General features: G+C 68.1%; 15 protein-coding genes and 1 tRNA gene. 7 read left to right on the top strand and 9 right to left on the bottom strand.

Annotated features, from left to right (window positions below; all coding sequences use genetic code 11):
* Positions 1-564, bottom strand: a complete 564-nt coding sequence (locus tag AMS67_RS05435; RefSeq protein ID WP_053386453.1) for a TetR/AcrR family transcriptional regulator — start codon at positions 562-564, stop codon at positions 1-3.
* Positions 565-697: 133 nt separating this feature from the next.
* Here AMS67_RS05435 and AMS67_RS05430 point away from each other — a divergent pair, with 133 nt between their 5' ends.
* From AMS67_RS05430 to AMS67_RS05420, 3 genes are all read left to right on the top strand, one after another.
* Entirely contained in the window at positions 698-2398 is a 1701-nt protein-coding gene (locus AMS67_RS05430; RefSeq protein WP_053386452.1) for an amidase, read from the top strand.
* A 131-nt stretch (positions 2399-2529) separates the two neighbouring features.
* The gene (locus tag AMS67_RS17260) at positions 2530-4488 is read left to right on the top strand and encodes a hypothetical protein (RefSeq protein ID WP_053386451.1); all 1959 of its coding nucleotides are present in this window, start codon (positions 2530-2532) and stop codon (positions 4486-4488) included.
* A gap of 89 nt (positions 4489-4577) precedes the next feature.
* Positions 4578-7355 (top strand): Ig-like domain repeat protein, encoded by a 2778-nt coding sequence (locus tag AMS67_RS05420; RefSeq protein WP_053386450.1) that lies wholly within the window; start codon positions 4578-4580, stop codon positions 7353-7355.
* Positions 7356-7440: 85 nt separating this feature from the next.
* Here AMS67_RS05420 and AMS67_RS05415 read toward each other — a convergent pair whose 3' ends face one another.
* Positions 7441-7998 carry a MarR family winged helix-turn-helix transcriptional regulator gene (locus AMS67_RS05415; RefSeq protein ID WP_053351991.1) on the bottom strand — a complete coding sequence of 186 codons (558 nt, stop codon included), beginning with the start codon at positions 7996-7998 and terminating at the stop codon, positions 7441-7443.
* A 100-nt stretch (positions 7999-8098) separates the two neighbouring features.
* Here AMS67_RS05415 and AMS67_RS05410 point away from each other — a divergent pair.
* The 3 genes from AMS67_RS05410 (at position 8099) to AMS67_RS05400 (ending at position 10708) form a co-directional block, all read left to right on the top strand.
* A tRNA-Gln gene (locus AMS67_RS05410) sits at positions 8099-8170 on the top strand.
* Positions 8171-8255: 85 nt separating this feature from the next.
* Complete coding sequence (gene glmU, locus AMS67_RS05405; RefSeq protein WP_053386449.1) at positions 8256-9686, top strand: bifunctional UDP-N-acetylglucosamine diphosphorylase/glucosamine-1-phosphate N-acetyltransferase GlmU; 1431 nt, start codon at positions 8256-8258, stop codon at positions 9684-9686.
* 44 nt (positions 9687-9730) lie between these two features.
* Positions 9731-10708, top strand: coding sequence for a ribose-phosphate diphosphokinase (locus AMS67_RS05400; RefSeq protein WP_053386448.1), 978 nt, complete (start codon positions 9731-9733; stop codon positions 10706-10708).
* Between the two features lie 200 nt (positions 10709-10908).
* Here the strand turns inward: AMS67_RS05400 and AMS67_RS05395 are convergent, their stop codons facing one another.
* From AMS67_RS05395 to hpaH, 7 genes are all read right to left on the bottom strand, one after another.
* Complete coding sequence (locus AMS67_RS05395; RefSeq protein ID WP_053386447.1) at positions 10909-12462, bottom strand: APC family permease; 1554 nt, start codon at positions 12460-12462, stop codon at positions 10909-10911.
* 280 nt (positions 12463-12742) lie between these two features.
* The gene (gene hpaD, locus AMS67_RS05390; protein WP_053351995.1) at positions 12743-13885 is read right to left on the bottom strand and encodes a 3,4-dihydroxyphenylacetate 2,3-dioxygenase; all 1143 of its coding nucleotides are present in this window, start codon (positions 13883-13885) and stop codon (positions 12743-12745) included.
* 36 nt (positions 13886-13921) lie between these two features.
* Positions 13922-15418: an aldehyde dehydrogenase gene (locus tag AMS67_RS05385; protein ID WP_053351996.1), complete on the bottom strand. Its 1497-nt coding sequence runs from the start codon at positions 15416-15418 to the stop codon at positions 13922-13924.
* Between the two features lie 65 nt (positions 15419-15483).
* Positions 15484-16161, bottom strand: a complete 678-nt coding sequence (locus AMS67_RS05380; RefSeq protein WP_053351997.1) for a GntR family transcriptional regulator — start codon at positions 16159-16161, stop codon at positions 15484-15486.
* Between the two features lie 2 nt (positions 16162-16163).
* The gene (locus tag AMS67_RS05375; RefSeq protein ID WP_053386446.1) at positions 16164-17702 is read right to left on the bottom strand and encodes a fumarylacetoacetate hydrolase family protein; all 1539 of its coding nucleotides are present in this window, start codon (positions 17700-17702) and stop codon (positions 16164-16166) included.
* Positions 17703-17817: 115 nt separating this feature from the next.
* Positions 17818-18627: an HpcH/HpaI aldolase family protein gene (locus tag AMS67_RS05370; protein ID WP_053386445.1), complete on the bottom strand. Its 810-nt coding sequence runs from the start codon at positions 18625-18627 to the stop codon at positions 17818-17820.
* On the bottom strand, positions 18612-19397 hold the full coding sequence (gene hpaH, locus AMS67_RS05365; RefSeq protein WP_053386444.1) for a 2-oxo-hept-4-ene-1,7-dioate hydratase: 786 nt from the start codon (positions 19395-19397) through the stop codon (positions 18612-18614). Before hpaH ends, AMS67_RS05370 begins: the two co-directional genes overlap by 16 nt.
* Positions 19398-19564: 167 nt before the next feature.
* On the opposite strand from hpaH, the gene AMS67_RS05360 reads away from it, so the two are divergent.
* A complete protein-coding gene (locus tag AMS67_RS05360; protein ID WP_053386443.1) occupies positions 19565-21679 on the top strand; it encodes a DEAD/DEAH box helicase in 2115 nt (704 codons plus the stop codon).
* The last annotated feature ends 120 nt before the right edge of the window (positions 21680-21799 follow it).

Here is a 21799-nt window from a genome sequence, read left to right as displayed (position 1 = left end):
CTAGAAGCCGGAGCGCTGTAGGGCGTCGCGAACGGCGCTCTGCGCGGCCCGGGCATCGATCTGGCCCGTCAACCAGCGCCCCGAGAGCCCCTCGACGAGGGCGGTGAGGAGCAGTGCGACGGCGTCGGGATCGCCTGGGATGCCGCGATCCCGCGCCGCCTCGCGCACGAGCTCGGCGACCGTGCGCTGCCAGGTCGCGGTCGACTGCGCAACGGCTGACGCCTGTACGGGCTCGAAAACGGCGAGTGCGCGGAGCTCGTTCCACGCGATCGAGCCGGCGCGAATCCCCGGGTCTTCGCCGAACTCCGAGCACAGCAGCGCGGCGAGTCGCTCGGCGGCCGGCGCATCGGCCGAGCTCTCGGCGGCGCGCCCGACGGCGCCGGCGGTGACGTGGTCGAGCGCGGCTCGCAGCAGTCCGTCTCGATCGCCGAAGTGATATGCGAGGAGGCCGATCGACACCCCGGCTTCACCCGCGACATCCTGCATACGGAAGCCGCGAATGCCGGAGCGTGCGATGACGCGCTCACAGGCGCCGAGAATGCGGTCGCGTGCGTCGCTGGCCATGCGATCCTTTCGGTTTCGCGTGCCCGCTTGACAGGGAACGCGCCAGAACTGAAACTATTTTCAGGATACGCGCACGGGTATCCGTCGGGCAAGCGCGCGAGGCTGCGCACCGCTGCACAGAATTGAGGTTCCCATGGGCGACTCCGCCGCACCGTTCCAGATCATCGAGGCCACGATCGAAGAGGTGCTCGCCGCATTCCAGCGCGGCGATATCACGAGCACCTGGCTGACTGAGCGCTATCTGGCGCGCATCGGGGCCTACGATCGCGGCCCCGACGGCCTGCACGCCATCGTCGTCGACAACCCCGACGCTCTGGCCCAGGCGGCCGAGTCCGATCGCCGCTGGCGCGAGGGCACCGCGCGTCCGCTCGAGGGCGTGCCGTTCACGGTCAAGGACTCGTACATGGTGCAGGGGCTCACGGTGGCGTCGGGATCGCCGGCCTTCGAGCACCTCGTCGCGCAGTGGGACGCGTTCTCCGTCGCCCAGCTGCGCGAAGCCGGCGCCGTGCTCATCGGCAAGACGAATATGCCGCCGATGGCTGACGGAGGCATGCAGCGCGGGGTCTACGGCCGTGCCGAGAGCCCCTACAACCGCGACTTCCTCGCCGCCGCCTACGCCTCCGGCTCGTCGAATGGCTCCGGGGTGTCTACCGCGGCGAACCTCGCGGTCTTCGGCATGGGCGAGGAGACGGTCTCGTCGGGGCGCAGCCCCGCATCCAACAACGGCCTGTGCGCCTACACGCCGTCCTGGGGCGTGCTCAGCATTCGCGGCAACTGGCCGCTGTTCCCCGCCCGCGACGTCGTGGTGCCGCACACCCGCTCGATGCCCGACATGCTCCGGGTGCTCGACGTGCTCGTGCACGACGACGCGAACACCCGCGGTGATTTCTGGCGCAATCAGCAGGTGATCGAGCTGCCGGCGCCGAGTGCGCATCGGCCTGCGAGCTACCTCGATGTGCAGGATCCCGATGCCCTGCACGGCAAGCGTTTTGCGGTGCCCCGCATGTACCTCGGCGAGGATCCGAACTTCCCGATCGAGGTGCGCCCCTCGGTGCTCGCGCTCTTCGCGGCCGCTCGTGCGCGACTCGAGGCGCTCGGCGCCGAGGTCGTCGTCACCGACTTCCCGCTGATCGAGCAGTACGAGGGCGACCGCCCGGGGCAAGAGAACGTCGGAGCGCTCGGCGTGCTGCCTGAGGGGTGGATGGACACGGAATTCAACCACTTCCTCGCCTTCGGCTGGGACGATTTCCTGCGAGCCAACGGCGACCCGTCCATCCCGAACCTGGGCGTCGTCGACCCCGACACCATCTTCCCGCAGCCCCCGGGGGCGCTGCCCGACCGCTACGAAGAAGTCGACGACTACGAGAACCGATACCGTGCAACCGTCGCCATGGCGCAGGAGGGCATCTCCGACCCCCGCGATCGCGCCGACTTCGCGGACGGGCTGCGCGCGCTGGTGCGGCTGCGCGAGGAGCTCTTCGAGTCGTGGCTGACCGCTGAAGGCTATGACGGCGTGGTGTTCCCGGCGAACGCCGACGTCGGGGCGCAGGATGCTGATGTCGATCAGGCGGCGGCCGATCGAGCCTGGGCAAACGGCGTGTTCTTCTCGAACGGCAACTACGCGCTGCGGCACCTGGGCATCCCCACGGTGACGGTCGCCATGGGGTTGATGAGCGATATCGGCATGCCCGTGGGCCTGACGTTCGCCGGCCGCGCCTACGCTGACCCCGAACTCTTGGCCTTCGCCGGAGCGTTCGAGGCGGGTGACGGCGGCACGCTCCGTCGGGCGCCGGAATCCGCCCCGGCGCTGCAGGGGGACGTCGCCGGGGAGTAACCCCGGGGCGCTGCCCGGCGGTGCGGCGCATGCATCCCTACATCAGATGTTGTTCAGGTGATCCTCATTTAGATATGATGAGGCGCTCGCGTCCGCTGAACGGCCGAGTTCATTTCTGAGAACGAGGACGCATGCGCCAGCGATGCCACACCCACGAGCGAGCCCGAAACCGGCGACACACCCTGGCGATCGCGGCGCTCTGCGGCAGCTTGATCGCTTCGATCGGCCTCGGCGCGGCACCGGCACCCGCGTCGGCTGCTGCCGCCCAGCAGGCGAAGATCACCGCTGCCGTGGGCACGGATCGTGTGGTCACCGTTTCGGTCGCGTGCGCATCGTCGAAGACCTGCTCGGGGTCGGTGAAGCTCGTGCTGAGCACCGGTGGCTCGAAGACGCTGTCGTACAGTGTCGCGAAGCGGTCGAGCAAGCTGCTGAACTGGACCCTCACCGTCGCCCAGTACCGCACCTTCGCGGCGAAGAAGCAGGCCACGCTGACGGTCAGCGGTACCGCGAAGAAGCCCAGCGCGGCGAAGTTCTCCGCGAAAGCCACGGTGAAGCCGGCGACTCCGCAGCTCACCGTCACGCAGAAGTCCATCGCGGTGGGCGCCGATCGCACGGTTCCGGTCGCGCTGCGCTGTGCCGCATCCGCGGGGTGCGCTGCCAGTGTGCAACTCCAGGTCGGCGGCAAGACGGCTGCCACCCAAAAGGTCAGCGCGAAGTCGGGCGCGAAGTCGGTCACGTTCACCCTGTCGCAGACGGTGTTCGACGCGCTCGCCGCCGGTGAGACCGTCCAGCGGGTGGTGATCGCCGAGACGAGCCCGGAGCCGGTGTCGGCGACGACCTCCGTGACCCTGACGAAACCCGCACCCGAGCCCGAACCCGATCCGGAGCGCGGCTTCTCGAAGGCCTACGTCGAACGCAACTGGACTCCCACGGAGTACGACACGTGCCCCGCCGAACTCCACGCGTCGTATCGCGTGCTCGGCCCCGACGGGAAGTACTACCCGACCTGGCACCCCGCGCAGGTCACCGATCCCGCCACTGGGCAGCTGTGCACCTTCGGGCACGAGCACGGCGCCGACCCCGCCACCTCCGACATCATCGACTGGGTCGCCGCCTGGTATGCCCCAGACGATCTGGTCGACAGCGAGCCCACCGGCCTGCCGTTCGGGTATACGAGCGAGGAACTCGACAACTACGTGCACGAGCACGGCGACATGTCGATGCGGCACGAAGACAACGGCGGGCACAAGGTGTTCGTCGCCAACAACGTGAAGATGCTCGATGCGAACCGCAACTGGCTGAAGCTCGCCGACGGCTCGCAGCTCACCTGCGACTTCCTCATCAAGCAGCATCAGGGCAGCTGGTCGCCCGACGCCACGTCGAACAACGCCCACGAGATCCTCTACGCCGCGAAGTGCACCGACGGCACGGAGATCATCACCTCGATGCTCTCCCGGTTCGGCAACGCGAACGAGATGTTCTCGACGTGCGCGACCGAGATCCCGATCGCCACGGTCGGCAGCACCCTGCCGGCGGGCGACGGCGGCAAGCGCATCATCCCGACGCAGCAGTGCGTCGCGGCGAACCCCACCGACTGGTCGCTGTACGAGCTCTGGCAGGGAGAAAACACCATCACGAGCGCCGACGGTGCGGTGCTGGCGCACTTCGATCCGTGGTTCGGGATCCGCAACCCGAGTCGCATCTACGACGCTCGTACGAGCTCCGCGACGGTGAACGGCATCAGTCGCCCGCTCGATCTGGCCTGGCTCACCGAGGGCGCGCCCACCGACTACCTCTGGGCCGGGCTCGCGGCGCAGGAGCGCTTCGACTACCGCGATCCGCGATCCCCGTTCGATGGCGCGCAGCGCGACTTCTACCTCGCCGATCTGCAGCTCTCGGATCCGGGGACCTCGTCGGGCATCGTGTACACCGATCCCTATGGCGGCAACGCGCAGGCGAAACCCACCGTCGAGTCGGTGCCGCAGATGATTCACCCGGGCAGCGTGCTCGGCACCGTGCAGCTCGCCCGTCAGAAGTTCGACGCCAAGGCCGACTTCGGTCTCGGCAACGGGGTGCACGCACCCAACTGATTCGGCGCGGGCGCCGCCCGCAGCCGTCGGATCAGACCGAGCACGCTCGGTCTGCACACCCCTGCCCTCGGCAGATCGAAAGGACCGCAGTGAAGAGCACATTCGGGAGGATCGCGGCCGGCTCGGCCGCCGCGGTCGCACTGATCGGGGCGACGCTCGTCGTTCCGACGGTGGCGGCAGCGCCGGCATTCGCCGACGCACCCGCCGCCGCCCCGCACGTGTCGGAGGTGCGCTGGACCGGCGAAGCCGGTGGCGACCTCGGATACGCGGCGAGCCGCACGTCGTGCGATGTGAACGGCGACGGCGTCGACGACGCGATCGTAGGCGACTGGTGGTGGGCGCGCGGCACCACGAAGAATGCCGGGGCGGCGTACGTGCTGCTCGGGGGCGAGAACCCCGTCGGCGGCCCGATCGGCACCGGCGGCGCCGTGGGCGCGGTGCGCATCGATGGCCCGAACACCGTCAACGCGTTTGCAGGTCAAAGCGTGTCGTGCCTGAACGACGTGAACGGCGACGGCATCGACGATCTGCTCATCGGATCGAACCGTACGCAGCGCGCCTGGGTGATCCTCGGCGCACACGATTTCGAGCCGGTCGATGTCGACTCGCTCGGCACGCGCGGATTCGAGATCACGAACACGGCGGCGGTTGCCGAGAACAGTGCCCCGGGCGGCAGCGCAAACTTCGGCTACGCGGTGACCGGGCTCGGTGATGTCAACGGTGACGGATTGGACGATTTCGCGATCGTCGACAACCTCTACGATCGCCCGGCCGATGCGACGGCGGGAACGCCCGCGGTCGCGAACATCGGCCGCGTCTGGGTGATCGCCGGATCCGAGAACGTGTCGACGCTCGACGTCGCCGCGCAGGAATCTGCCGGGCGCGTGCTCCAGACTATCGACGGTCGTGCGGGCCAGATCATCTCAGCAGAGAGCGTCGGCGACATCAACGGAGACGGCCTCGCCGACCTCGTGATCGGCAGCTACGCGGCCACCCCGTGGGGGAGCGCCTCGCCGGTCGCAGGCGCCGCGTACGCGATCTTCGGCTCGGCGACGCCCCAGCACCTCGATGCCGGGGCGCTCGGTGAACACGGATTCGCCGTGTACGGCCCGCAGCGCGGGCGCGATCGCCTGGGCACCTCGGTCGCCGCACTCGGCGATATCAACGGAGACGGCCTCGCCGACTTCGTGGTCGGCGGCGACGGCGTATCGAACGCTGCGACCGGTCCGCGCGCCGGAGCCGCCGCGGTCGTGTACGGCTCGGCGTCGACGCAGACCGTCTTCACGACGCCCGGAGCCGCGCAGAATGCGGTCTACCAGTGCGCCGATGAATCGGTGAACACCACCGGTGTCTGCGCGACGACCGCCGCCCCGCGCGGCTACTGGATCGAAGGCGCCGTCGACAACGACAAGTTCGGGTGGTCGGCGGCCGGCATCGCCGACCTCTCGGGCGACGGCGTCGGCGAGGTCGTGCTCGGGGCCTGGGGCCAGGATTCCGCGGGCTCGAACGCCGGTGCGCTCTACGTGATCTACGGGCAGCCCGCATTCTCGGGCACGCTCTCGGCCGCCGCGCTCGACGCGACTACCGGGTTCCGCATCGACGGCGCGACCGCCGGCGCGCAGCTCGGCCGCTCGGTCGGCACCGTCTCCGACTTCGACGGCAACGGCGTCCCCGACCTCGTCGGCGGCGCGAACGGCACCGACTACGCCGCCGTCTACCTGCTCGGCGCCGCGACGACCACGCTGACGCTCGAGAGCGCAGAGCTCTCCGTCGCGAACGGTGGCGCGCTCACCGCGAAGATCGCGGCTCGCGCGGGCGCGGGTGCCGTGGTCGGCACGGTCGCCTTCACCCTCGACGGCGTCGCAGTGCCCGGCTGCGAGGCCGTTCCGGTGGCCGACGCGACCGCCACCTGTGCGAGCGCTGCGTTCACGGCCGGTGGATCCTTCACCGCTGCGGCAACGTTCCACGACGCGAGCGGAGCGTTCGCCGACGCGACGGCCGAGCTGCCCGTCGAGATCGCGAAGATCGCGCCCGCAGTATCGGTGTCGGGCGACCTCACCGGTACCGCGCTCGATGCGTTCGACTTCACCGCGACGGTTCCGGCAGACGCTACCGGCGAGGTAGAGTTCCGTGCCGGATCGCAGAGCCTCGGCACCGCAGCGGTCTCTGGCGGAGTCGCGACCCTCACCACCACGCCGCCCGTCGCCGCCAGCTACCAGCTGACCGCGGTGTACGCGGGTGACACCCGATACGACGCGGCGACCTCCAAGGCGAAGCGCGTCACCGTGTCGCATGCCCCCGTGTACCTGTCGACCGTGCGCTTGAGCGCGACCAAGGTCGTCTACGGCGCGCAGCCCACGGCGTCCGTGACGGTCTCGGGTGCTGCGGCTGGAACGGTGCTCTTCACCTCGGGTGCGCGCGATCTCGGCACCGCCGCAGTCGGCGCGAACGGTGTTGCCACGCTGAAGCTGCCGAAGTTCTCCGTCGGCGGCTACCGCATCACGGCGCAGTACCTCGGCGACGATACCTATGCGGACTCGGCGAAGCGCACCACGCCGGGCACCGTGCAGGTGGTGAAGGCGTCGGTGAAGTCGGCGAAGATCACCACGAAGACGGCGAAGAAGGGTACGCGTCCGTCGGTCACGATCGCGTTCGGCAAGCTCGACAACGGCGCGTACCCGACCGGCAAGGTGACCGTGTCGTTCGGCTCCGCGAAGCAGACCGTCTCGCTCGCCGCGGCCAAGCGCGGTGTGATTACCGTGAAGGCCCCGAAGGCACTGAAGGCGAACACGAAGGTGACCGCCCAGTTCGTCGGCGACGGCAACACCAACGCAAAGACGGCGACCGCCACCCAGAAGGTGAAGTAGTCGGACACTGGGGCCCGGCACCGAGCACGCTCGGGGTCGGGCCTCAGTGTGTGCGCTCCTCCGTGGGCGCTGATCCGTGCGCGCGCTACTCCGTGTCGGCGCGTTCGACGGTGCGGTCGGCCCCTTCGAGGGGCTCGGACACGGGAACGTAGCGATCGACGCTCAGCGCAAGACGTCGCAGCAGCACGCCGAGGCGATCCCGCTCAGACCGGGGAATGCCGTCGAGGAGTCGCTCCTCGGAGTCGGTCAGTCGCGTGATCGCGGCGTCGACGAGTGTCAGACCCTGGGGCATCATCTCCACGAGTACGCCGCGCCCGTCGTTGGGGTCGGTCAGCCGACGCACCAGCTCGCGCTCGGCCATGCGGTCGATGCGATTGGTCATGGTGCCGCTGGAGACCATCGTCTGCTGCCCGAGCAGCTTCGGGCTGAGTCGGAACGGCTCGCCGCTGCGACGCAGCGCCGCAAGCACATCGAATTCCCACGACATCAGGCCCGAACGCTCGAATGCGTGCGCACGCGCGCGGTCGATGTGCTTCGTGACACGCCACATGCGCGAGAAGATGGCCAGTGGGGCGAAGTCGAGATCAGGGCGGGCGGCTTCCCAATCAGAGATGATCCGGTCGACCTCGTCCTCGTGCTTCATCCCTCCATTATCTGATGAATCTGGGGCGAAGCGCGACTCGCGGTGGCACTTCTCAGCCGCGAGCCGTGGCAGACTAGTACGCGTGCCGAATCCGGCACGGTCCGCCTTAGTGTAATGGCAGCACGACAGCCTTTGGAGCTGTTCGGTCTAGGTTCGAATCCTGGAGGCGGAACGGAAACGGTCGACGAGCTCGGTCGGTTCTCGCTCCGCACGGCGCATCGCGTCAGGGGAGTTCCGTCGGTCGACGAAAGGACAACATGGCAGAGCACGTCGCGGTCGTCATTCTCGCAGCGGGTCAGGGTACCCGCATGAAGTCCTCGCTTCCGAAAGTGCTGCACCGTATCGGTGGGCGTTCGCTCATCGCCCACGTGCTCGATGCCGCAGCCGGTCTGCAGCCGTCGCAGGTCGTCGCCGTGGTGCGACACGATCGCGACCGGGTGTCCGCTGCCATCCTGGATCACGCTCCCGACACCGTCATCGTCGACCAAGACGAGATCCCGGGCACCGGTCGTGCCGTCGAGCAGGCGCTCGCCGCGCTCCCGGCAGATTTCGACGGTTCCGTCGTCGTGCTCTCGGGCGACGCGCCGCTCATCGACACCGCCACGCTCGACGGGCTCGTCAGCGGGCACCTCGGCGAGGGCCGCGCTATGACGCTGTTGTCGGCGATCTTCGACAACCCGACCGGCCTCGGGCGCATCCTCCGCGACCCGGCGGGTTCGGTGCTCGGCATCGTCGAAGAAAAGGATGCCGACGACGCGCAACGCCGAGTCACTGAGATCAACGGAGGCATTTACGTCTTCGCACGACGTGCGCTCGAAACCGCGCTCGCAGGGATCGACACGAACAACGCGCAGGGGGAGAAGTACCTCACCGACGCCGCGGCCAGCATTCTCGCGACCGGCGGTTCGGTCGAGGCGGTCGCCACGGACGACCCCTGGACCATCGCGGGCGTCAACGACCGCGCGCAGCTCGCCGAGGCCGGGCGCGAGCTGAACGCCCGCATCGTGCGCGCGCACCAGCGCGCCGGCGTCTCGATTCAAGATCCGACCAGCACCTGGATCGACGCGGATGTGTCGATCGAGCCCGACGTCGAGGTGCTGCCCGGCACGTTCCTGCAGGGCGCCACGTCGATCGCAACTGGGGCAATCATCGGCCCCGACACCACACTCGTCGACTGCGAGGTCGGGGTCGACGCGCGTATTCGCCGCAGCGAGGCGACACTGGCGGTCTTCTCCTCCGGCGTCGAGGTCGGCCCGTTCGCCTACATCCGCCCCGGTACCGAGCTCGGCGCCGGTGGCAAGATCGGCGCATTTGTCGAGACCAAGAACGCGCAGATCGGTGACGGCAGCAAGGTGCCGCACCTCAGTTACGTCGGCGACGCGACGATCGGCACCGGCAGCAACATCGGTGCGGGCACGATCTTCGCGAACTACGACGGCGTACAGAAGCACCACGCAAAGGTCGGCGACGGCGTGCGGGTGGGGTCGAAGAACGTGCTCATCGCGCCGGTTACCATTGAAGACGGCACATACACGGCAGCGGGAACAGTGGTTCGCAAGAACGTACCCGCGGGCTCGCTGGCGATGAATGTGGCACCTCAGCGCAACATCTCCGGGTGGGTCGCCGAGAACCGACCGGGCACGAGCACCGCCGAGGCGGCGCAGCGCGCCGCTGAGCGCGAGAACTAACGAAGAGCATTGGAATTTTCAGCACCGATGAGGAGCATGCAGCGATGAGCAATATTGAGATGGCCGGGCAGAAGAAGCTCGTCCTGATCACGGGCCGGGCCTATCCCGAGCTGGCGGAGCAGGTCGCTGCCGAACTCGGTGCGGAACTCGTGCCGACCGATGCCCGCACCTTCGCGAACGGCGAGCTGTACGCCCGCTTCGACGAGAGCGTGCGCGGCTCGGACGCCTTCGTGATCCAGTCGCACACGAACCCCATCAACGAGTGGCTCATGGAGCAGCTCATCATGGTCGACGCGCTGAAGCGCGCGTCCGCGAAGCGCATCACCGTTGTGGCGCCCTTCTACCCGTATTCACGTCAAGACAAGAAGGGCCGCGGTCGCGAGCCCATCTCGGCACGACTCGTCGCCGACCTCTTCAAGGCCGCGGGCGCTGACCGCATCATGTCGGTCGACCTGCACGCGCCGCAGATCCAGGGCTTCTTCGATGGCCCGGTCGACCACCTGTTCGCGATGCCGGTGCTGCTCGAGCACTTCCGCAAGACCATCGCGCGCGACGACCTCACCGTCGTCTCGCCCGATATGGGCCGGGTGCGCGTCGCCGACGTGTGGAGCGACAAGCTCGACGCGCCGCTCGCGATCATTCACAAGCGCCGTGATCCGCTGGTGCCGAACCAGGTGTCGGTGCACGAGATCGTCGGCACCGTGCAGGATCGCTGGTGCGTCGTAGTCGATGACATGATCGACACCGGCGGCACGATCGCGAAGGCCGCCGAGGCACTGAAGGCCGCTGGTGCGCGTGGTGTGACCATCGCCTGCACCCACGCCATCTTCTCGGGCCGTGCGACCGAGCACCTGTCGCAGGACTTCATCGATCAGGTCGTCGTGACCGACACCCTGCCGGTGCCGGAGGAGAAGCGCTTCGACAAGCTCACGGTGCTCTCGATCGCTCCGCTGCTCGCCAAGGCGATCCACGAGGTCTTCGAAGACGGCTCCGTCACCTCCATGTTTGAGGGCGCAGCGTAGAAAACGCATCGCGTTTTTGCTCGGCTGCGGCGGCGCTACAGTGCCGGCCCACGGAGCGAAGCACGGGGTGGCAGCCTCACGCCGTCCCGTCTTTGCTTCAGGCACCGATTCAACGAAACGCATACAGCTCCGGGCAGGAACTGTATGCGTTTCGTCGTATCGGTGTGTGGGGCGGGCGCCGGGGCGCCTCGACCCGTGGTCTAGTCGCCGTCGACGACGTCCACGATCTGCGTGCCGTACGCTCCGGGTTCGGTGCCGTGCCCGATCTGCGCATACTGCTGGGGTGCTCGAGCGCGCATGATGAGCGCCCACACGATGCCCACGATGGCTGCGGCGAACACGATGCCCGGCAGCAGGAACGTGGTCGCGTCGGGTTCGGTCTGGCCGAGCATGAGCGGGAAGTTCTGCAGGATCATGATGAACACCCAGAGCAGTGCAACCCCGGAGACTGCGGGGGCGACGACGGTCACCCAGACGCTCAAACCACGGCGGTTTCGCGCGAAGTAGCCGATGACGGCTGCGGCCGTTACCGCCATGAGCAGCACGAGGCCCATGGCGCCGGTGTTCGTGAGCCAGGTGAACATGGTGAGCACGGGGAAGAGGAAGGCCGAGTCGCCGAGTGCGTCGGCCCCGCCGAAGACTTCGCCGCCCAAGATGAACGCCACGACCACGACGATCGCGATGACGGTCTGCGCGACTGATCCGGCCCAGGGGGCTCCGGCCTTCGAGGTGCGCGCGAACCAGGCGGGCAGCACGCCCTCACGGCCGAGCGAGAAGAAGTAGCGCGCGACGGCGTTGTGGAATGACTGGAGCGAAGCGAACAGGCTGGTGAGGAAGAGCAGCGTCATAATGTCGGAGAAGATCACGCCGGTCTGGTCGGTCATGAAGACGAACATGAGGTCGGGGCCCGCTTCCTGCGATGCGGCGACGATCGCCGAGGGGCCGATGCCGACGGAGAACGCCCATGCGCTGAACGCGTAGAAGATGCCGATGATCGCGATCGCCGCGTAGGTCGCGCGGGGCACGGTGCGCTTCGGATCCTTCGCCTCTTCGCCGTAGATGGCGGCGCCTTCGAACCCCATGAACGCGGCGACGCCGAACACGAGGATGATGCCGAGTGCCGGGCCGAACAGTGCGCTCGGGTTGAGGGCGGCTGTCGAGACGCCCTCGGGGGCGGCGGCGAACGACACGATGTCGAAGATGATGACGACGAGGAACTCGAGGCCGACGAGCACGCCGAGTACCTTGGCGGAGAGGTCGACGCGGTTCACGCCGAGCACGCCGACGACCACGATGCAGAGCAGGATCCACACCCACCACGGCGAGGCGAAGCCGAACTTGGCCTCCAGGAACATTGAGAGCTGGAAGCCGAAGAGTCCGTAGATGCCGACCTGCATGGCGTTGTACGAGACGAGCGCGATGAGTGAGGCGCCGACGCCGAGGGGCCGTGCGAGGCCCTGCGCGATGTAGGCGTAGAACGCGCCGGCGTTGGTGATGTGCCGGCCCATCGCGGTGTAGCCGACCGCGAACACCGTCAAGATCACGGCGATGAGCAGGAACCCGAGGGGCACGCCGAGCGATTCGGTGACCGCGAACGAGGTGGTGACGCCGCCGGCGACCACGGTGAGCGGTGCGGAGGCGGCGATGATCATGAGGGTGATCGCGGGGACGCCGAGGGTGCGGCGGCTGAGGCCCGGGTCGTGTTCGGCGGTGGGTGACGGGGGTGATGCCTGTGTCTGGCTCGATGCGCTCATCGGGGAGGTCCTCTCGCGGGTGGCGGCTGTGCCGATGCGGGGTGTGGGGCGCCGCATCGATGCAGCGCCCGCTGATGGGTCGAGTCTAGAAAGCGGGTCTTCGGGGGTCTATGTCGTCAGCGCATGGGGCATGGACATGCGCGCAAAGCTGTCCAAATGGATAGTGCGGGATCGCCGGGCCGGCACCGATGACGCGTCATGGGCGGTGAGCCGCACAACGCCAGCGGGCCGGGGCGCATGCGCGCCCCGGCCCGGATCCTGCACGAACGAACCGCAGAATTTACAGCGTGTTGCCGAGCTTGAAGCCCTTCTGCTCGTCACCGTCGCGGGTGTACGAGAATCCGTCGGCGCCGATGGTCACGGCCATCTCGGAGTCGTCGGTGCGCGCAATGACCGGCTGCGGGTTGCCGTCGAGGTCGAGCACGAGTGAGCCGTCGGTGTACCAGGACGGCACGACCGGGTTGCCCCACCAGTCGCGTCGCTGGTTGTCGTGCACGTCCCAGGTGACCACGGGGTTGTCGGGGTCACCGGTGTAGTAATCCTGCGTGTACACCTCGACGCGGTGACCGTCGGGATCGCGCAGATAGAGGTAGAACGCGTTCGAGACGCCGTGGCGACCCGGGCCGCGCTCGATGCTGTCGGAACGGCGCAGCGAACCGAGCTTGTCGCAGATCGCGAGGATGTTGTGCTTCTCGTGCGTCGCGAAGCACACGTGGTGCATGCGCGGGCCGTCGCCACCGGTCATTGCGGTGTCGTGCACGGTCGGCTTGCGGCGCATCCACGCGGCGTAGACGGTGCCCTCGTGGTCCTGGATGTCCTCGGTGACACGGAAGCCCAGGTTCTGCATGAATCCGACCGCGCGCGGCACATCGGGCGTGATCTGGTTGAAGTGATCGAGACGCACGAGCTCACCCGGAATGTGCAGGTCGTAGCGCCATGACATGCGCTCCGTGTGCTCGGTCTGGTAGAAGAACTCGTAGGGGAATCCGAGCGGATCGACCACCCGCACCGAATCGCCGATGCCCGTCACGAAGCCGTTGGGGTTGCGACGCACTTCGCAACCGAGCTCCTCGTAGAACGCGACCGCGAGGTCGAGGTCTTCGGGTGTGCGCACGCGGTACGAGAACGCGGCGACGGCCGCGACCGGGCCCTTGCGCAGGATGAGGTTGTGGTGAATGAACTCCTCGGTCGAGCGGAGGTAGATCGCCTCATCGTCCTCGGTCGTCACGTACAGCCCGAGCACGTCGACGTAGAACTCGCGCGACGCGGCGAGGTCGGTGACGATGAGCTCCATGTACGCGCAGCGCAGGATGTCGGGCGCGGGCGACGTGGGCGTCGGGATCGGGTTCTCGGACTGAATCGGGGCCTCTGTGGTGACCCAGAAACCTGCCGACTGCTTGTCGGCGTCATTGAGCTTTGCCATGGGGTGCTTCCTTGTGCTTCCGTGCAGAATGAGCGGTTACTTGCCCGCGCCGAAGCGGGGGGAGTGTGCCTCGTTGAGCGTGATCTGGATCGACTGCGCCGTCGTGTAGAAATCGACGGAGCGGTACCCGCCCTCACGGCCGAGGCCCGAAGCCTTCACGCCGCCGAACGGCGTGCGCAGGTCGCGCACGTTGTTCGAGTTCAGCCAGACCATGCCCGACTCGATGCCGTGCGCGAAGTTGTGCGCGCGCTTCAGGTTCGACGTCCAGACGTAGGCGGCCAGGCCGTACTTGGTGTCGTTCGCGAGGGCCAGCGCCTCTTCGTCGGTATCGAACGGCGTGATGGCGACGACCGGGCCGAAGATCTCCTCCTGGAAGATGCGCGCTTCGGGCTTCACGTCCACGAACACGGTCGGGGCGACGTAATTGCCTTCGGGGAACCCTTCGGGGCGACCGCCGCCGGCGAGGAGGCGACCCTCGGACTTGCCGATCTCGACGTAGCTCATGACCTTCTCGAAGTGGCTCGGGTGCACGAGTGCGCCGACCTCGGTGGCGGGGTCGGAGGGCAGCCCGATGACGATGTTCTTCGCACGCTCGGCATACCGGGCCACGAAATCGTCGTAGATCGAGCGTTCGACGAGCACGCGCGAGCCCGCGGTGCAGCGCTCGCCGTTCAAGCTGAAGACGCTGAACACGGTGGCGTCGAGTGCCTCTTCGAGGTCGGCGTCGGCGAAGACGACCGAGGGGCTCTTGCCGCCGAGCTCGAGCGAGAGGCCCTTCAAGAACGGCGCGGCATTGGTCGAGATCATCGCGCCCGTTGAGCTGTCGCCCGTGAACGAGATCAGCGGCACATCGGGGTGCTTCACCAGCGCATCGCCGGCGACACTGCCCGAACCGAGGATGAGGTTGAAGACGCCGTCGGGCACGCCCGCCTCGCGGAAGATTTCGGGCCACAGGGCGGCGGAGAGCGGCGTGTAACTCGCGGGCTTCAGCACTACGGTATTGCCCGTCGCGAGGGCGGGCGCCAGCTTCCAAGACTCCTGCATGAACGGCACGTTCCACGGCGTGATGAGGCCGGCGACACCCTTGGGCTTGCGATTCACGTAGTTGATCTGACGGCCGGGCACCTTGGTGACGTTGTCGTGCTCGGCGACGATGAGATCAGCGAAGAAGCGGAAGTTCTCAGCCGCGCGTCGTGCCTGGCCCTTCGCCTGGGTGATGGGCAGGCCGGAGTCCCAGCTCTCGAGCAGTGCGAGCTGATCGTCGCGGGATTCGACGATGTCGGCGACACGGTGCAGGATCCGCGAGCGCTCACGGGGGAGCAGCGTAGGCCAGGGGCCCTCGTCGAACGCGCGCTTCGCCGCGGCGACCGCGAGATCGACGTCGGCCGCGCTCGCCGAGGCGGCCGTGATGTAGACCTCGTTCGAGACGGGTTCGATGACCTCGAACTCGGAGCCGTCGAGGGCATCGACGAATGCGCCGTCGATGAAGAGCTGGATCTTCTCGGGCAGGCCTTCGGGCTTCTGGTGCGTCATGCGTTCGCTCGCTTTCTGGTGGAGGGAATCGGAATGAGGGGGAGTATGCGGGGCAAGGGAACGGCTCAGGCCGCGGAATCCGCTGCTGAGGCGTGCGGCTGCTGCTGACGCTCGAGTACGGCGTGCAGCGTGGCGAGTCGATGCTCGCGAGCCGCCAACTCGACCTCGATCGCGGGGGCACGATCTGCAAGCAACTGCAGGATGCGATCGTGCTCGGCAACGGACTCGTGCGCGCGCTCGGGAACGAATCCGAATGAGGAGTCGCGGAGCATGCGCATGCGGTTCCAGCCGCGGTGCACGAGATCGAGGATGTGCGGATTGGGGCACGTCTCGAAGAGCACGCGGTGGAACTCGAGGTTGAGTTCCGTGAAGTAGTGCGGGTCGAAGTGCTCGAGGCTGCTGCGCATGCGCTCATTGACCTCGGTGGCTCGGCGCAGCTGATCGGCGGTCAACGTCGGGGCGCTCAGCGCGGTCGCGGAACCTTCGACGAGCGCCAGGGTCTCCATCGTGTGCTGATACTCGGTTTCCTTCAGCAGCGCCACCTGGGCGCCGATGTTGCGCTCGAACGTCACGAGCTGCTCGGCTTCGAGGCGGCGGATCGCCTCGCGCACGGGCACCACCGACATGTCGAGCTCGTTCGCGATCGGGGCCAGCACGAGGCGATATCCGGGGCCGTACTGGCCGCTATCGATGCGCTCGCGGATCAGTCGGTAGGCGATTTCGGACTTGGACTCGGCAGCCATGGTCAGACCTGCGCTTTCGGAGCATCGCCGGCGACGTGGGCGTCGTACTTCGCCCGCCACTCGGCGTTCATGGGGAAGAGTCCGTCGACGGGGGCGCCGCCCGCGACCTGCTCGGCGACCCACGCGTCTGCGGCCTCTTGCGCGGCGGCCTCGGCGGCCACCTCCGCGAGCAGGAATGGCGGGATCACGATGACGCCGTCGCGGTCGCCCATGATGATGTCGCCGGGCTGCACGGCAGCGCCGCCGCAGGCGACGGTGACGTCGACCTCCCACGGCACGTGGCGTCGCCCCAGCACGCTGGGGTGCGCCCCCTGTGAGAACACGGGGATGTCGAATGCTTGCACCGCCGCGAAGTCGCGCACGCCGCCATCGGTGACGATGCCCGCGGCACCCCGCACCTGCGCGCGCAGCGCGAGCACGTCGCCGACGGTGCCGGTCTCGGGTACACCGCGAGCCTCGACCACGAGCACCTCACCGGGATTCACCGTGTCGAACGCGCGCTTCTGGGCGTTGAAGCCACCGCCGTATTGCTTGAAGAGATCGGGGCGGAACGGGATGAAGCGGAGGGTCTTCGCGGTGCCGAGGATCGTGTCGCCCTCGTGGTTCGGGTGCACGCCGTCGATGAAGATGTCGACGTAGCCGCGCTTGCGGAGTGCGGCCGAGACGGTGGCGACCGCGACGCCGTCGAGCTGCGCGCGAATCTCGTCGGTCAAGGTGGGTGCTGCAGGAGCGGCCTCTGCTGCGGCACCGGCATCGAGCGGGGTGGCGTGGCCGGCGGCGACCGCGGCGGCGTGCGCCGCTTCATCGCCCCATGCTTCGATACGTTGCAGGTCGTCGATCTGCGGCTTCGAGCCGAAGTCGCCGAACGCCGTGGTGCCCTGTGTGACGGTGGTCGAGAGACGACCCGTGGTCGGGGCGCCTGGCGCGGCCGGCGCGTCGACCTCGACTTCGACGACGTCGCCCGGCACGACCACGGAGGAGCCCGCGGGCGTGCCGGTGAGGATCACATCGCCGGTCTCAAGCGTGAGGTGCTGCGACAGGTCGGCGACCAGTCGGCCGAACGGGAACGCGAGCGTATCGCTCGTGTCTTCCTGCACGAGTGCACCGTTGACCCAGGTGCGTACGCGCCAGGCGTCCTGCCCGATGTTCGCCGTCGAGATCGCGCGCGGTCCGATCGGGGTGAACCCGTCGCCGCCCTTGTTGCGCAGGTTCGAGCCTTTGTCAGCAGCGCGCAGGTCGTACAGGCCGAGATCGTTCGCGGCGGTGACCGCGGCGACGTGCTGCCAGCCCTGCTCGGGGGAGACGTTGCGGGCCGGCTCGCCGATGACGAGTGCGATCTCGCCCTCGAATGCCAGCAGCTCGGTGCCCGCGGGGCGCTCGACGGTGCCGCCGGTCGGTGCAAGTGACGAAGCGGGCTTGAGGAAGTACGACGGCTGTGCCGGGGTGCGACCTCGCTGTGCGATGCGCGACGGGTAGTTCAGGTGCACGGCAATGACTTTGCCGGGCGTCTCGATGCCGAGTTGCTCGATTCCGTACGTCATCGGGGCCTCACTTCTTCGTTGTATCTGAAATCGTATACGATCTGATGCGAGTTGTCGAGGACGCACTCTGCGCCGGTTCGAGAACTCCGCACATGCGGCACTTGCCGCTGTCGGATTAGTACGACGCCCGCTGCGGCGCCGCGCCGTCGCCGACGAATCGAGTGACCAGTGCTTCGGTCTGCCGGGCCAGGATCGCGACGTCCGCTCCCACGGCGACGAACGAAGCGCCGGCGGCGATGTAGCGCTCCGCGTCGTCCGGAACGAATGCGTTGACGCCGGCGGGCTTGCCCGCGGCGACCGAGCGCTCGATGGTGGCGAGCACCGCGGCGACCACATCGGGGTGGTTCTGCTGACCGAGCAGCCCCATCGACGCCGCGAGATCCGACGGGCCGATGAACACCGCGTCGACCCCGTCCACCGCGAGGATCCGTTCGGCATCGGCGACGGCCGCCGCCGACTCGATCTGGACCGTCAAGCTGATCGTCTCGTCCGCGCGACCGAGGTAGCCCTCGACCCGGTTCCAGCGGGCCGAACGGGCGAGTGCCGAACCGACGCCGCGCACGCCGCGCGGCGGATACCGCACCGCGCGCACGATCTCCTCGGCCTGCTCGGCCGAATCGACCATCGGCACGAGCAGGTTCTGCGCGCCGAGATCGAGGAACTGCTTGAGCAGCACGGTGTCGCCGAAGGGCACGCGCACGAGGGGCGCGACCGGATACGCCGACATCGCATGGAGCTGGGCGAGTACCGACTCGAGGCCGTTGGGGGAGTGCTCGGCGTCGAGCAGCACCCAGTCGCACCCGCTGCCGGCGACGATCTCGGCGGTGACGGGGCTGCTGGCAGAGGCCCACAGGCCGATGAGGGCGCGGTCTGCAGACGCCAGGCGATCCCGCAGCGTCTCCGGAAGACTCAGATGAATCGGCATGTCACCGACCCCAGCTCGTGGTAGTCGGCGTGCACGGTGTCGCCGCGCTCGACCCACATCGGCTTCGTGAACGAACCGGCGAGGATGATCTCGCCGGCCTCGAGCGACTGGCCATGCTGCGCGAGCTTGTTGGCGAGCCAGGCGACGCCGAGTGCCGGGTGTCCGAGCACGGCTCCGGCCACACCCGAATCCTCAATGGTCTCATTGCGGTACAGCAGGGCCTTCGCCCAGGTGAGGTCGAGTTCGTTGACGCGCACCGGGCGGCCGCCGACGACCATCGCTCCCATCGCAGCGTTGTCGCTGATGGTGTCGACGATGGTGCGGCCCTCCAGCTCCAGGTGCGAGTTCAGGATCTCGAGCGCCGGCACGACATACGCCGTCGCGTCGAGCACGTCGAAGAGTGTGACGTTCGGCCCCGAGAGCGGCTTCGCGAGCACGAACGCCAGCTCCACCTCGATACGCACGTTCGAGAACTTGTCGAACTCGACCGTCGCCCCAGACTCGAGCACCATGTCGTCGTGAATGACGCCGTAGTCGGGCTCGCTGATACCGGTGGCGACCTGCATCACCTTCGAGGTGAGACCGATCTTGTGCCCGACGAGGCGGGCCCCGGCGGCGATGCGGCGATCCGACCACTCCTTCTGAATGGCGTACGAATCTTCGATCACCATGTCGGGGTAGCGGGCGGTGAGTCGGGGGAGGATCGCGCGATCCTTGTCCGCCTGCACCAGTTCATCGGCGATGGCTGCAATCTGCGTCTGCTCGAGCACGTGACCTCCGTTGTCGTTCGCGGTTGGATAGATCGTATACGATTTGGCTACGCGGACGCCAGGGTCCCGCGGGTGCGGCGTGCGTGAACCTTGAATGGACTGCGAGCGCCAGGTCGATGACGTCACGGCGTGCGCACGTGCGGCATGCGGGAACGGGGTAGACTAGTATGATGACCTCTTCCGAGAACGCTGCCCCGACCGAAACTGAGGGCGAGCGCATTACCTTCGCCGACCTGGGCCTCGCGCCCGAGGTGCTCCGCGCGGTAACGGAGGTCGGATACGAGACCCCCTCCGCGATTCAAGCCGCGACCATCCCCGTGCTGCTCGAGGGAACCGACGTCGTCGGCCTCGCGCAGACGGGCACCGGCAAGACCGCTGCATTCGCACTTCCGATCCTCTCCCGCATCACTCCAGGCCAGGGAGTGCCCCAGGCACTCGTGCTCGCCCCCACCCGCGAACTCGCACTCCAGGTGTGCGAGGCCTTCGAAAGCTACGCCACTCACCTCGACGTGCACCTGCTCCCCGTCTACGGCGGCCAGGCCTACGGCCAGCAGCTTTCCGCGCTGCGCCGCGGTGTCGACATCGTGGTGGGTACGCCGGGCCGCATCATGGACCACCTGAAGCGCGGCTCGCTCGACCTGACGCAGATCAAGTTCCTCGTGCTCGACGAGGCCGACGAGATGCTCAAGATGGGCTTCGCCGAAGACGTCGAGACGATCCTCGCCGACACCCCGAGCACCAAGCAGGTCGCGCTCTTCTCGGCGACCATGCCCGCGCAGATCCGCCGCATCTCTCAGCAGCACCTGAACGACCCGCGCGAGATCAAGATCGCCGGCAAGACCCAGACGAGCTCGAACATCACGCAGCGCTACAACGTGGTGTCGTACACGCAGAAGCTCGACGCGCTCACGCGCATTCTCGAGGTCGAAGAATTCGACGGCATGATCGTGTTCACCCGCACCCGCGGTGACTCCGAGCAGGTCGCCGAGAAGCTGCGCGCTCGCGGCTATTCGGCCGCCGCCATTAACGGCGACATCCAGCAGGCGCAGCGCGAGCGCACCGTGCAGGCGCTGAAAGACGGCAAGCTCGATATTCTCGTCGCCACCGACGTCGCCGCGCGCGGCCTTGACGTCGAGCGCATCAGCCACGTCATCAACTACGACCTGCCGATCGACACCGAGTCGTACGTGCACCGCATCGGCCGCACCGGCCGCGCCGGCCGCACCGGCGACGCGATCAGCTTCGTCACGCCTCGCGAGCAGCGTCTGCTGAAGGCGATCGAGAAGGCCACCAAGCAGCCGCTCACCCAGATGCCGCTGCCCATGGTCGACGAGGTCAACGCGACCCGTCTCTCGCGCTTCGACGACGCAATCACCTCGGCGCTCTCGGAGACCCGTCGCATCGACGCGTTCCGCGACATCATCGCGCACTACGTGCGTCACCACGATGTGCCCGAGACCGACGTCGCCGCGGCACTCGCCGTGGTGTCGCAGGGCGATCGCCCGCTGCTGCTCACCGAAGAAGACGATCGCAAGTTCGAGCGCGACCGCAAGCAGGCCGCGAAGTTCCTCGACGACTCCGCCGGCGGCCGCGACCGCCCGGCGCGCGAAGACCGCGGGCCGCGCGAGCGCCGCGACGACCTCCGCATGTACCGCATCGAGGTCGGCCGCCGCCAAAACGTGCAGCCCGGTCAGATCATCGGTGCGATCGCGAACGAGGGCGGGCTGACCCGCGACGACTTCGGCCGCATCCAGATTCGCGACGACTTCTCACTGGTCGAGCTGCCCGCAAAGCTCTCCGCAGAGTCGGTCGCACGCCTCGAAGACACGCAGATCGGCGGCAAGCCGATCAACCTCCGCGAAGACAACGGCCCCGCGCCCCGCGGCAAGGGCTTCGACGACCGCGGTGGTCGTGGCGGCCGTGGCGGCTACGATCGTGGCGAGCGCGGCGGCAATGATCGCGGTGGGCGCTCCGGCGGCTACGGTCGTGATCGCGACGATCGTGGTGGGCGTTCGGGCGGCGGCGATCGCTGGTCGCGCGACGATCGCGGTGGGCGCGATGGCGGCTACGGCGGCAACCGTGATGACCGGGGCGGCCGTTCGGGCGGTGGCTACGGTGGCAATCGTGATGACCGTGGTGGGCGTTCGGGTGGTGGCTACGGCGGTAACCGTGATGATCGCGGTGGGCGCTCGGGTGGCGGCTACGGCGGTAACCGTGACGACCGTGGCGGCCGCGACTTCGGCTCGGATCGTTCCGACGGCAAGCGCAAGCCGCGCTGGTAACTTCTCGCTTCACGACTGAGGGGCTGGATCCACCTGGATCCAGCCCCTCAGTCGTTTCCGGCGGGTGCGCGGTCTCTGTGCCCCCGCGCACCCGCGCTGCGAGCCGCGGCGCTCGGCGCG

The organism is Leucobacter japonicus, from assembly GCF_001273855.1.
Taxonomy (GTDB): domain Bacteria; phylum Actinomycetota; class Actinomycetes; order Actinomycetales; family Microbacteriaceae; genus Leucobacter; species Leucobacter japonicus.
This window is presented reverse-complemented; position numbering and strand designations above follow the sequence as displayed.

Excerpts from the sequence above, each read along its gene's own strand:
- AMS67_RS05415 (WP_053351991.1), bottom strand. The coding sequence starts at position 7,998 with ATGAAGCACGAGGACGAGGTCGACCGGATCATCTCTGATTGGGAAGCC.
- AMS67_RS05435 (WP_053386453.1), bottom strand. The coding sequence starts at position 564 with ATGGCCAGCGACGCACGCGACCGCATTCTCGGCGCCTGTGAGCGCGTC.
- glmU (WP_053386449.1), top strand. The coding sequence starts at position 8,256 with ATGGCAGAGCACGTCGCGGTCGTCATTCTCGCAGCGGGTCAGGGTACC.
- AMS67_RS05400 (WP_053386448.1), top strand. The coding sequence starts at position 9,731 with ATGAGCAATATTGAGATGGCCGGGCAGAAGAAGCTCGTCCTGATCACG.
- AMS67_RS05430 (WP_053386452.1), top strand. The coding sequence starts at position 698 with ATGGGCGACTCCGCCGCACCGTTCCAGATCATCGAGGCCACGATCGAA.
- AMS67_RS05375 (WP_053386446.1), bottom strand. The coding sequence starts at position 17,702 with ATGACGTACGGAATCGAGCAACTCGGCATCGAGACGCCCGGCAAAGTC.
- AMS67_RS05385 (WP_053351996.1), bottom strand. The coding sequence starts at position 15,418 with ATGACGCACCAGAAGCCCGAAGGCCTGCCCGAGAAGATCCAGCTCTTC.
- hpaD (WP_053351995.1), bottom strand. The coding sequence starts at position 13,885 with ATGGCAAAGCTCAATGACGCCGACAAGCAGTCGGCAGGTTTCTGGGTC.
- AMS67_RS05370 (WP_053386445.1), bottom strand. The coding sequence starts at position 18,627 with ATGCCGATTCATCTGAGTCTTCCGGAGACGCTGCGGGATCGCCTGGCG.
- AMS67_RS05380 (WP_053351997.1), bottom strand. The coding sequence starts at position 16,161 with ATGGCTGCCGAGTCCAAGTCCGAAATCGCCTACCGACTGATCCGCGAG.
- AMS67_RS05360 (WP_053386443.1), top strand. The coding sequence starts at position 19,565 with ATGATGACCTCTTCCGAGAACGCTGCCCCGACCGAAACTGAGGGCGAG.
- AMS67_RS17260 (WP_053386451.1), top strand. The coding sequence starts at position 2,530 with ATGCGCCAGCGATGCCACACCCACGAGCGAGCCCGAAACCGGCGACAC.
- AMS67_RS05395 (WP_053386447.1), bottom strand. The coding sequence starts at position 12,462 with ATGAGCGCATCGAGCCAGACACAGGCATCACCCCCGTCACCCACCGCC.